Here is an 11,729-nt window from a genome sequence, read left to right as displayed (position 1 = left end):
AAACCTATAAACAATACATACTAAGTATGCATGATTTATAGGTTTTTGTTGTTTTAGAATAAAGTTTATTTTAACCAAAAAACTTGCAGATCGAATAATTCACCGGGATTGAAGCAATTGTACTACCGAAAGAAAATTAACTATCCCAATAGCTTGTTTCCATATCAATTAACCAATGATTACGAAGCATGAGAGTTCGTTCTACCCCAGCTACCGCACCCGCAACCCATATCCAAATATTAACCTGCAACGAAAATGCTATTGGTGATTCGAATGTACCTATATTTTCAGAAACCCAAGGAATTTCCGTAATCTTTTCTATTAGTTGAGGTGCACTCAAGGCTATTGAAGTCAATAAAATTAAAATAGCAATCATCCCAATGAGGGAGCTAATTTTGGGAAATCGTTTATGCAATCGCATGCGTAAACCCCTAATCGAACGTTTATCTGGATAAACTGAAAAGGTCTCTTCTTTGTCCGAATCATAACGAATCCGATTTATCCCATACCCACCTTTTTCTATTTCAATTACTCCATTTTCTACTACGAAAGCAGCTGGAAGCTTAGAGTAGGCAATATGTATGCCATTGCGGTATAAATCAGCTTTAGGCTCCTCCGCAAAATATTTACAGCTTATAGCGTAATCGGTTTTCTCATTCTGATCATTGGTTATTTCTATATGGAATAATGAGCGAGTGAAAATATTCCATAGGCGGTACTCTTTTAATGTATGACCATCTCCCTCTTTAACTTTTTTCATCTTCAGACGACGTTTTCTACGACGAATAAAACGAAGCATCAGGTATACAAAACCCCTTTATCTCAAATTTGTTTTTATTTAAAAAATGCTTGTCTTTGTTATACGTTTGATATTTATTTTGGTTTCATTTGCTGTATAAAGAGAATAAAATTATTAAAAATGAGGCCGAAAATACACATTACACCGCCCTCATTTGAGGACGGTGTAAAAGTTAAGTTATTTAATTGTTAGGGCAACTTCCAAGTAGAACTTTATGGATGTAACGATAATGTTGTTTAAACAATCGTGCCCGTTAACAGCAAAATTCTTAAAAATAAAAGGTGGATTTGCTTAAAACAGACCCATTTCTTATCTATTGCTCAAAATATCTAACTCAGATAGTGGGCTGTCTATACATATTCATGATATTCGTTGGGGTCCTGTCCTTCTATACGGCCGGCTTCCCCTTTATCCAGTGAATCAATTGTTTCCATATCCTCAGGGGCTAATTCAAAGCTGGTACTATTGATATTATCCTTTTGATGCTTTGGATTACTCGATTTTGGAATAGAAAATACGCCGGCCTGATAGTTCCAGTTTAAAATAATCTGTGCCGGAGTTTTATCGTATTTATCCGCGATTTCTTTAATTGTGGCATTTTCCAGCACGTCATTCAGATAACCCCGACCAAAAGAACTCCAGGCTTCAGTAAGAATACCCCGTTTTTTATTTTCTTCAACCATACGGTTATTATTAAAATACGGCTGACGCTCCACCTGGTTTGTAGCAGGAGTCACACCTGTTTCTTCGATAATATTGTCCAGATGTTCAGGTTCAAAGTTTGAAACACCAATGGTTCTGATTAATCCTTGTTTTTGAGCATCTACTAAAGCCTTCCAAGCTTCTACATATTTGCCATCTTTGGGATTCGGCCAATGAATTAAATACTTGTCAAAATAGTTTAATCCAGTGCGGCGTAAAGATTCTTGAATAAAGATAAACGCCTTGTCGTATTCATGGTGCGAGCCGGGCAATTTCGTACTGATTAAAATTTCTTCCCTGGGCAGTGCGGATCGACGTACAGCTTCACCGACAATACCTTCATTGTTATAGTTTGTTGAAGTATCGATTAAACGGTATCCTGTGTTTAAGGCGTTTAAAATTTCAAATGTACCCTGATCACCATCAATGCCGATCGTGCCTAATCCCACAAGGGGAAGCGCTGAGCCATCATTTAAAATAAAACTATTATCTCTAGTCAAAGTCTCATCTCCTTTAAAAATCGTTGTAATGTAAGTTGAGAATAATAGAAAAGGATATTTCCTTCATGTCTGCTAATATGAAACCAATAGGCTGTCTACACTAAACAGTGGTTCCTGTGAAAAAGCTCGCGGTCAATTGTCAAGCTCAGGTCATATTACCAGTATTTCATGTTTTCATCTCCCACTGAGATGTCCATAAGTACTATACCCAATTTAGAAAAATCCTACACCAAACGGAACTGATTGAAGTAGTCATCTTCGTAATAAATCATAACCGTTTGAATACTTAATTTTACTGGTTACTAGAATCGCATATCCTTACAAAGCGGCCATAGTAAAGAGTAATCATAGGTTTAAATCCAACAACCGCAGCAATCTTTTCTTAATCAAATAAAGCAAACAATCAAACACCGTTCAAATAATTCGAACGGTGTTCAATAATAGTTGTTCTTTTTTTGGCTCTGAAATATATGTTGGGGTCAGGGTAAAATTCAAACAATAAAAAACACCCCTTTAGACAATCTATCCAAAGGGGCGAAACTTCGCGAATTTATTTTAAAGCCACGAACACAACAGTAGTTAGAATCCCTCTTACTCCACCGTAACACTCTTAGCTAAATTCCTTGGCTTATCAACATCACAGCCACGATGCAACGCAGCATAATAAGCTAATAATTGCATTGGAATCACACTTACTAATGGTGTTAAGAGTTCATGCACATGTGGGACCACGAAGCTATCATCGTCTTCTTCTAAGCCTTTCATGCTGATGATCATTGCGTTTGCACCACGGGCAACGACTTCCTGCACATTACTGCGAATAGAGTAGTTTACATTTTCCTGTGTAGCAAGCGCGATTACTGGTGTTCCTTCTTCGATTAGGGCGATCGTTCCGTGTTTCAATTCTCCACCAGCAAAACCTTCTGCCTGGATATAGGAGATTTCCTTCAGCTTCAATGCAGCTTCCAGTGAAACATTGTAATCACCGCTTCTACCGATAAAGAAAGCATTACGAGTTGTCTCAAAGTAATCTCTTGCTAATTGTTCGATTTCTTCCTTCTGACCAGTTAGAGTTTCCATTGCTGTTGCAACAATAGCAAGCTCCTGCAATGGATCGAAATCTAATTGAATTCCTTTTACATTTGCTGTATCGACTGCCAAAATAGCTAGTACTGCAATTTGTGCAGTATATGCTTTTGTTGAAGCCACAGCAATTTCGGGACCTGCATATAAATGCAATGTATGGTCCGCTTCACGAGAAAGGGTGGATCCTGGCACATTTGTAATCGTTAATGCCGGGTGGCCCATTTCTTTTATTTTAACTAAAACGGCACGGCTATCAGCTGTTTCACCACTTTGTGAGATGAATATAAATAGTGGTTTCTCGGATAACAGCGGTGTATTATATGAAAATTCACTTGCAACATGAACTTCCACTGGAATGTTTGCTAGTTTCTCAATGAGTTCTTTTCCAACTAAGCCTGCATGGTAGCTTGTGCCTGCCGCAATAATATAAATGCGGTCAGCCGCTTTCATTGCACTGCGGATGTTTGCATCAAGCTTTAGTTTATTGTTTTCGTCTTGATAGTTCTTGATGATGTTACGCATTACAATTGGCTGCTCATCGATTTCTTTCAACATGTAATGGGCATACGTACCCTTTTCAGTATCACTTGCATCAATTTCAGCAGTGTAGGGTTTGCGTTCCACAACAGAACCTTCTAATGTTTGAACTTCAACAAAGTTGCGATTAACAAGTACAATCTCTTTATCAAAAATTTCAAGGTATTGGTCTGTTTCCTTTAATGTTGCCATAGCGTCGCTTGCAACAAGGTTAAATCCATCACCTAAACCAACCAGAAGTGGACTTTTGTTTTTGGAAACATACAGTGTCTCGTGATCCTCTACGTCGATTAGACCAATCGCATAAGAACCTTTTAATAAACGCATCGTCTCACGAAACGCCTCGACCGTATCCTGATGTTTTTGATAAAGCTTATCGATCAATTGCACAACTACTTCTGTATCCGTATCACTTACAAAACTAACATCTTGAAGGTATTCTTTTTTCAGGTCATTGTAATTTTCAATAACTCCATTATGAACAAGAGTGAATCTGCCTGTTGTACTTTGATGTGGGTGTGCATTCGTGATACTTGGTACACCATGTGTTGCCCATCTAGTATGGCCAATTCCCATTGTTGCTTGGATCGAGTTATCCACACGTTCACGTAGTGCAGCAATGCGACCTTTCACCTTCGTCAGGTTGATGCCTTCTGCATTCAGCATAGCAATACCCGCAGAGTCATAACCTCTGTATTCCAGCTTTTCCAGTCCGTTTAATAAAACTTCCTTCGTATCATTTTGTCCGATATATCCTACAATTCCGCACATAACGTTGTCCTCCTAATAAGGGGCAGACAAAACGAACCTTTTTCTTTGCTGTACAAGGGGCGTCTTTCTGCCCCTCTCTCGTGTATTTTTATAGTGGACATCTTGCTTTATCCTTTTGTCCAATAAGTCGCCTCATTGTTTTATAGATAAAGCGAAACGATTGAGATGTGCAACCGGGAGGCACCCGCCGAAACTTCGATAACCTCCACCTCGTCAACTATTTTTCCATTTCGACCTGAAAAATAGTCCTGGCGCTTTTTGTTACTTCGATAACCTCTATGCTCCTTTCTTTTTTTAAATAAACGGTTCTGTTGGAAATATTTCCAAACGAACACTCTTCATTCTAACTGAAACTTATCAATTTGGTCAATACCTAACCCCTATTTTTTAGAAGGAGTTATTGATTAGTATATGATGGTCAAGGCGTCAAAGTTCCTTATCGATTTATATCATAGATAAGGTTATATAACGATCCGTTAGATTTTTATTTATAAACATTAAATCAGACGGAGGAACCCTATTTTTTCGTTATAATAAACACATAACCAATGATAGGAGATTTGCAGATGGAAATATCAATTGAAAAATTAAAAGCTGCCGATGCAGACGCTTTATTCACATTTGAACTTGAAAATAGAGATTATTTCGAGGAAACAGTACCATCTCGAGGGGACGACTATTATAAGCCAGATATTTTTAAAAGGAACCACGAGGCTTTGCTGAAAGAGCAAACAGTAGGTACTTCGTATTTTTACTTAATAAAGGATCAGCATAATGCGATTGTTGGCAGGATTAATCTAGTGGATATTACTTCTGCTCAAAAAGCAGCTCATCTCGGCTATCGCGTTGGCAAGTTCTATACTGGGAAAGGCGTCGCCAAAAGAGCATTGCAATTATTATTAGAAAACGTCATCGCCAATCAGAATATCAAGCAGATTCATGCCAAAACCACAACCAATAATGTGGCATCTAGAGTGATTCTAGAGAAAAATGGATTTGCTTATATGAGGGCGGATAAGGAAACATTTGAAATGAATGGACAGAAGCTGTCTTTTGTTTATTATAGATGGACGAATAAAAATTTCTCTTGTTAACCCAACCACATAGGTTAACAAGAGAAATACGTGATTTTAGGCGGAGATTTTTTCCATTGCTAAAGTTATTTTAGCACATACAGAGATCCCGCTTATCCTTTATGCTTTTCCATAAATTCCAGCATCAAGCTATACACTTTAATTTCATTTTCCTTTTTCGAAAACCCATGACCTTCATCCTCTAGCACGAGGTATTCGACGTCACGCCCTTTTGCTTCGAGCTTAGCAACGATTTGATCCGATTCTTCTTTTACAACACGTGGATCCTTCGCACCTTGGATAACGAGCATTGGCTTCGTCATCGTATCAAGATACGTAACAGGCGAGTCTTTAATAAAACGCTCTTTATCCCGTTCTGGATCACCAAGCCAGCGGTCCATAATTGGCTTCCAGTGTGGTGGAACAGATTTTACAAACGTAAACAAATCTGATGGTCCAAAAATATCGATGACTGCCTTAAAATATTCCGGATGCCGTCCATGCAGCAGCAGCGCCATATATCCACCATAGCTTCCACCTACAAGGAAAAGCTTTTCCCGATCAGCGATAGCCTTTTCAAACAACCATTCAATTCCAGCTACATTATCTAAGCGTGGACCTTCTCCCCAATCCTGCTCCACTAATTTTACAAAAGAAGAGCCATAGCCTGTGCTCCCACGGAAGTTCGGAGCAAATATTGTATAACCATGGTTTAAAAAGCTTTGGAACATCGCGCGAAACATCTTGCGCTCAGATGCCTGTGGACCTCCATGAGGCCAAAAAATTGTGTAGCCATTATCGTTTTCAGGCTTTGCTCTGAAAAGCAATGCTTCAATTTCCATCCCATCAAAAGATTCATAAGCGATTACTTCTGGTTCTACCATATCCTCCCTGCTAATCCCGAGTACCCGATTATCTGTTAGCTGCTCCCAATCCTTTCCGTTCTCTGATGTAAAGATATTGAATGGAAGGGTTGCACTTCTACCAAGCACATAAAGATTACCTGATTTAGCGACATGCACTTTTTCAATCACATCAACTGGCAAAGCTAATTTCTCAAGCTTTTCTGTCGCCGGATCAAAACGGTAGAATAAATCCTCTACCCCTTTTTCTGTCGTGAGATAAAACACTTTATTTTCCTTATCCCATTTTATATCGATGCTTTCCTTATCGATAGAGAAAACAGAAGAAAATGTTTTTGTTTTCAAATTATATTTAGCCAGGTAATTATATTCACTATCATAATTAGTTACGAAATAAACCGTTTCATCATCTGTAAAAACAGGGCTGAAAACAACATGAATTTTCTCTTGATCAGGTGTTAAATAGTGTGTCTCATCCTCGACCTTCACAAAAGCTGTCACATATGTATTTGCGAACATACGCGTATATACAAAAGCATCCTCATTATCCGATACAGCAGCTAAATACGTTGGCGAAAGTTCTCCTTCATTCAATAACGTATCTGCATTATCCTTCAGATTACGTACTCGCGCATTTAAAAATGATGGGTTCCCCTCAGAAGTCATATAATAGACTCGTTCTCCATCCTCACTTAAATGACAAAAGAAATATTTCTCCTTGGCATCACCAGTTATTAATGGCTGGGGGAGTCCTCCTTCACTTGGAACAGCATAGATCTGATAATTCTCATCACCATCCTTATCATAGCCAGTTAATACATAGCGATTTTCTGGATCAAACTTAATAAAATTGGTTGATTCATCATGATGGGCAAATAAATAAGGAGATGTGTTTGGCAAATCAATCGCCCATAAATTAACTTTTCCATTTAAATTAGAACTAAAAATAAGCCGCTTTTCATCACCACTTACAGCAAAATCATAAATATTGGACGTACGGAAAAACTGTTCCACTTTCGGTTTAGGAAATTGAATCATCCTTATCCTCCTCGATTTTCGAATCATTTATTCTGAAAAAACATAAAATAATGGATATTTTTATTATAAACGATTTACCCCTGCACAGTAAATGTCTGTATTCAGATTTATTGTATCAAGATTCGCATCATAGTGAACCTGCTGGAGTGGGATATTTGTTCAGACCTTAGGCGGAGTAGGGGTTATAATGAAGGGGAGGAAAAATGGAAATGAACCTGGAGAAAGCTCCCCAAGCTCATTTTCCTTTTCCAATCTATTCTTCTAACCGACCATCACGAATCGTAACGACTCTATCACATAAATCAAGAACCCTTTCATCATGCGTGACCATAATTCCCGATTTTCCCCGCGACTTAATTTCATTCGCTAGTGTTTCTACAACTTCTCGTCCACGCTTCGAATCTAAGCTTGCAGTTGGCTCATCTGCAAGAATTAGCTTGGGATCGTTAATTAGCGCTCGTGCTATAGCTACACGCTGCCTTTCTCCTCCTGAAAGCTCATTCGGATAGTTTACAGCTCGATGTGCTAAGCCAAAATGCCTCAAAAGTGCTCCTTCATTTGCTTTGCTTTTATGTTTCGCTAAGATATTGATAACACTTAACTGATCTTTCACCTTTAAATAAGGGATTAAATTTGCCGCTTGAAAAACAAATCCAATCTTCTCTAATCTTCGAGCAGTAATTTGTTTAGATGATAGGTTTGCAAGATTCTCTCCATCAAGCAAAACCGTTCCTTTCGTTGGCGATAAGAGGGCTCCCGCTATTGATAACATCGTGCTTTTTCCAGATCCAGAAGGACCGATAATCGCAAGAAACTCTCCTTCCTTCACTTCCAAAGAAATGGAGTCCAATGCTGTAAAGGACTTCGGACCATCTTGATATACCTTTGATACATTCTCCATAACGATTGTCATTTGCCAGCCCCCTCTATTGCTTCGATCGGATCAATTTTGACGATTTGAATAAGCGAGAGAAAGGCACCTATAATCGAGACAATTAGAATAAGGATAGAGGTCTGCACCATTTCTTCCGCTGTTAATAGAAATGGCATCTCCTCTGGTAAGAGTTCAGCTATTCCCAACGTTAGTCCCATCGCAATGCCAATACACATAATAGATATAAGCACAACTTGACCGACTAAGTTTTGTGCAAGATACGTCGTTTTCGCACCTAACGCTTTTAGCACGCCAAACTGATCTCGCTTTTGCAATGTGATTACATAAAAGAACGCAGCTAAAACAAATGCTGTAATTACGAATAGGAAGACAATCATCATATTTAAGGAAGCTTGCTCCTGCGAGTAGCTAGGGATTCCTTTTAATGCTTCGTCTTTCGTTACCATATCGAACGAATTACCAACAGCATTTCGAATTTCATCAGCGCGCGATTCATCAACGCTGATTGCAATGGCATTAATCGTTTCGCGACCTCCACCATCTACAAACACAACCGGCGTATGGCTGTAGCGCTGATTATCGGTAAAACCTACAACCGTTAACTCACTTTCTTCTCCAAATACTAGTCTATCACCGATTTCAATACCTTCTCGTTGTAAGGATGCATCTACAATTGCTTCATCTTCTTTCGTAATTGGGCTGCCATCACGAACAGATGGCAAGAGCATACTATCCCCATCTGTCACAAATAAAGCTACATCCTCATTCTGATCGGATCCGTTAACAGATGCATTCATCATTCGAACCGAAAGAGAATTCGCTTGTTCAATCCCATCCATCTGTAACACATTATCTAGGTCTGTTCTTGAAATAAACGATTTTGTCATCTCAAGTTCAGCATCGGTATCCATCAATATATAATCTGCCTGCATATTTTGAATTGCTGATGCGTTATCTGCAGATAATCCCTTTGCTAGTCCCGAGATAATAAAAATCAGACTAGCAATTAATACAATGATCAAGCCGATTAAAGCATAACGAATTTTCGCATGTGCTAATTCCCGTATAGCTAGAAACATTCTGTTCACTCCTTTATTTCTCTATGTTTCAAGCATATACGCTGAATATGAACGGAGGATGAACGAATCGTTACTTTTACTTTTGAGGAAGGGATACTGTAAATACAGTTCCTTTCCCAAGCTCACTTTCTACCATAATTGTGCCGCCATGTACCTCCATTATTTTTTTCACAATTGAAAGACCTAAGCCAGTGCTATTTTCTGTCCTTGTTCGGGCTTTATCGACTTTATAGAAGCGATCAAAAAGCTGGGGTACATCTACCTCGCTAATTCCAATGCCCGTGTCCTCCACCATAACCTGCACATGGTATTTATCGGTCGCTATATGAATCGATATCTCTCCTCCGAGATCTGTATACCGAATTGCATTTGAGATTAAATTTACCCATACCTGCTGTAGAAGCTTCGGATCACCAACAATTGTAGTAGGATGAATATCGAGTTCTATCGCAATTTGTTTTTCCCGCCATTGCCATTCCATTGTTAAAACAACTTCCTTCAATTGCTCTGCTAGATCAAACGGTACAAAGTCATTGATATCCACTTCGCTATCCAAATTGGATAAGGTAAGAAGTTGTTTACTCAAAGCTGATAATCGCTTGCTTTCATTCTCAATGATAGCAAGATAACGCCGCTTTTCCTCTTCAGACATTTCCTCTTCTTGCAAAGCTTGAGAAAAACCCTGAATCGATGTTAATGGAGACTGGATTTCATGAGAAACATTCGACACGAACTCTTGACGCTTTTCTTCTGTTCGGGCTAAACTACTGCTCATCGTAGAAAAGTCACTCGCCAGTCTTCCAATCTCATCCTTGCGATTAACATCAAGCTTTAAATGATAGTTTCCAGCAGCAATCTTTCTCGTTGCTTCTGTCAATTTCTTAATCGGTTTCACGATAAAACGAGTGCTTGCTAATACTAATAAAAAGCTAAATAGCAATGCCAAAAAGAGTAGTATAGCTAGAAATATCCGCATTTCACCAAATTGCTGGGCAGAATTCGGACGAATAAATAGTGCATGTGTATCACCGTTTACCTGAATCGGAACTCCAATTGTATTCTTCACTTCATTATCAAAAAAGCCAGTTACAAAGGGCTTCCAAGGATAATTCGCAATTCCGTGATAGGTATTCCCACGAAAAACATGATTGATTTCCCTTTGATCCAGCTCTTCAGATGAAAAAGGGTTTCCGAACGTTTCTGCATCCCCTGCCGGCGTCACAAGATAAAAGGTATATCCTAAATCTGTCATTGCTGTTAAATAGTCCGCTATCGATTGATTTGGACTTTCTTCAAATAGATCTACAATATTTTCAGCAATATGGGTTACCTTTTTATCATTCTCCGGCTTTAAAAAATGCTGGTAATAAATGTTTGTTGCAGCAAATGCAATCAGGGCACTTGCAATCATAATTGCCATTGTCATTACAATAATTCGTACATAGAGCGTTCGCATATCTGCTCCTCCAACTCTCTAATTCACTTCTAGTTTATATCCTAACCCCCGGATCGTATTAATCGAAAAACCCGCTTCCATTGGTGCAAAACGCTCACGAAGCCGTTTAATATGTACATCCACTGTTCGATCATTCCCTTCATAATCATTTCCCCAAATCAATTGAATTAATTGCTCCCGGGAAAATATTCGATTTGGATAATTCGCTAATTGTGCAAGCAGCTCAAATTCCTTTAAAGGTAAAATCATTGTTTTACCTTTCACCTGTACTTCATAGTTTTTTCGATTAACCACCGTTGTTTTCCCAATCCGGATAACTTCTTCATTGGTAATTTGAAATCGTCTAAGCAATGCTTTTATACGGAAAAGCACTTCCTTCGGTTCAAATGGCTTTACAATATAATCATCTGTTCCAGCCAAATAAGCCTTTTCTTTATCTAAAATCCCATCCTTTGCGGTAAGCATGAGCACAGGAATATCATAATTATTACGTATTTCCTCGCAGAGCTGATAGCCATCTACATTCGGCATCATAATATCGACAACAGCCAAATGTATGCTGTTTTCTTCTAATTGCTGCAATGCATCTTGTCCATCAGCAGCTTCTATCGTCTTATAACCATCTTTTTGCAAATAAAAACGAAGCAATTCTCGAATATGCGGATCGTCATCAACAATCAAAATTGTAATCATCGCGTCTGAACCTCCTAACCTGTAATAACTTTACCATACCATATCTCCTTTGATTGATTCATGTTCGGCTTGCGTTGAGCTTGAGCACCTACCTCATTTCATCATGTCCTGAATTTGTGAACATCAGCCAATTTATTGTGAACTTCAGCTTTTTTCTCCTGAATATCAGTCTTTTCCTCGTCAATATCAGTCTTTCTCTTGTGAACTTCAGCCCCCTCTCTAAATGCTTACTAATTT

At 38.6% G+C, this 11,729-nt stretch carries 9 protein-coding genes and 1 pseudogene; 1 reads left to right on the top strand and 9 read right to left on the bottom strand.

Going from position 1 to position 11,729, the window contains the following annotated elements; genetic code table 11:
- Positions 1 to 136: 136 nt before the first annotated feature.
- The 4 genes and pseudogenes from MHH64_RS03970 to glmS form a co-directional block, all read right to left on the bottom strand.
- Complete coding sequence (locus MHH64_RS03970; RefSeq protein ID WP_251661273.1) at positions 137 to 799, bottom strand: hypothetical protein; 663 nt, start codon at positions 797 to 799, stop codon at positions 137 to 139.
- Positions 800 to 1,149: 350 nt separating this feature from the next.
- Entirely contained in the window at positions 1,150 to 2,001 is an 852-nt protein-coding gene (locus MHH64_RS03965) for an aldo/keto reductase (RefSeq protein WP_340002713.1), read from the bottom strand.
- Positions 2,002 to 2,308: 307 nt separating this feature from the next.
- Positions 2,309 to 2,404: pseudogene (locus MHH64_RS03960) on the bottom strand (GNAT family N-acetyltransferase); the annotation flags it as partial.
- A gap of 188 nt (positions 2,405 to 2,592) precedes the next feature.
- Positions 2,593 to 4,395 carry a glutamine--fructose-6-phosphate transaminase (isomerizing) gene (gene glmS / locus MHH64_RS03955; protein ID WP_095313004.1) on the bottom strand — a complete coding sequence of 601 codons (1,803 nt, stop codon included), beginning with the start codon at positions 4,393 to 4,395 and terminating at the stop codon, positions 2,593 to 2,595.
- Between the two features lie 566 nt (positions 4,396 to 4,961).
- Between glmS and MHH64_RS03950 the strand changes: the two genes are divergently transcribed.
- Positions 4,962 to 5,489: a GNAT family N-acetyltransferase gene (locus MHH64_RS03950; RefSeq protein WP_303449363.1), complete on the top strand. Its 528-nt coding sequence runs from the start codon at positions 4,962 to 4,964 to the stop codon at positions 5,487 to 5,489.
- 92 nt (positions 5,490 to 5,581) lie between these two features.
- Here MHH64_RS03950 and MHH64_RS03945 read toward each other — a convergent pair whose 3' ends face one another.
- The 5 genes from MHH64_RS03945 to MHH64_RS03925 form a co-directional block, all read right to left on the bottom strand.
- Positions 5,582 to 7,369, bottom strand: coding sequence for a S9 family peptidase (locus MHH64_RS03945; RefSeq protein WP_303449360.1), 1,788 nt, complete (start codon positions 7,367 to 7,369; stop codon positions 5,582 to 5,584).
- Between the two features lie 253 nt (positions 7,370 to 7,622).
- Complete coding sequence (locus MHH64_RS03940; protein ID WP_095312999.1) at positions 7,623 to 8,282, bottom strand: ABC transporter ATP-binding protein; 660 nt, start codon at positions 8,280 to 8,282, stop codon at positions 7,623 to 7,625.
- On the bottom strand, positions 8,279 to 9,343 hold the full coding sequence (locus tag MHH64_RS03935; protein WP_340002712.1) for an ABC transporter permease: 1,065 nt from the start codon (positions 9,341 to 9,343) through the stop codon (positions 8,279 to 8,281). The genes MHH64_RS03940 and MHH64_RS03935 overlap by 4 nt, the downstream gene beginning before the upstream one ends.
- A gap of 76 nt (positions 9,344 to 9,419) precedes the next feature.
- A complete protein-coding gene (locus MHH64_RS03930) occupies positions 9,420 to 10,799 on the bottom strand; it encodes a HAMP domain-containing sensor histidine kinase (protein ID WP_095312994.1) in 1,380 nt (459 codons plus the stop codon).
- Positions 10,800 to 10,817: 18 nt separating this feature from the next.
- The gene (locus MHH64_RS03925; RefSeq protein ID WP_251661261.1) at positions 10,818 to 11,492 is read right to left on the bottom strand and encodes a response regulator transcription factor; all 675 of its coding nucleotides are present in this window, start codon (positions 11,490 to 11,492) and stop codon (positions 10,818 to 10,820) included.
- Positions 11,493 to 11,729: the final 237 nt, after the last annotated feature.

The sequence above is a fragment of the Oceanobacillus sp. FSL K6-0127 genome, from assembly GCF_037983385.1.
Classification (GTDB): Bacteria; Bacillota; Bacilli; order Bacillales; family Amphibacillaceae; genus Oceanobacillus; species Oceanobacillus profundus.
The sequence above is the reverse complement of the archived record's forward strand: the minus strand, read 5'-3'. Positions and strand labels throughout refer to the sequence as shown.

What these genes read in the sequence shown, in the direction of transcription:
- MHH64_RS03970 (WP_251661273.1), bottom strand. Translation starts at nt 799, where the DNA reads ATGCTTCGTTTTATTCGTCGTAGAAAACGTCGTCTGAAGATGAAAAAA.
- glmS (WP_095313004.1), bottom strand. Translation starts at nt 4,395, where the DNA reads ATGTGCGGAATTGTAGGATATATCGGACAAAATGATACGAAGGAAGTT.
- MHH64_RS03950 (WP_303449363.1), top strand. Translation starts at nt 4,962, where the DNA reads ATGGAAATATCAATTGAAAAATTAAAAGCTGCCGATGCAGACGCTTTA.
- MHH64_RS03945 (WP_303449360.1), bottom strand. Translation starts at nt 7,369, where the DNA reads ATGATTCAATTTCCTAAACCGAAAGTGGAACAGTTTTTCCGTACGTCC.
- MHH64_RS03940 (WP_095312999.1), bottom strand. Translation starts at nt 8,282, where the DNA reads ATGACAATCGTTATGGAGAATGTATCAAAGGTATATCAAGATGGTCCG.
- MHH64_RS03935 (WP_340002712.1), bottom strand. Translation starts at nt 9,343, where the DNA reads ATGTTTCTAGCTATACGGGAATTAGCACATGCGAAAATTCGTTATGCT.
- MHH64_RS03930 (WP_095312994.1), bottom strand. Translation starts at nt 10,799, where the DNA reads ATGCGAACGCTCTATGTACGAATTATTGTAATGACAATGGCAATTATG.
- MHH64_RS03925 (WP_251661261.1), bottom strand. Translation starts at nt 11,492, where the DNA reads ATGATTACAATTTTGATTGTTGATGACGATCCGCATATTCGAGAATTG.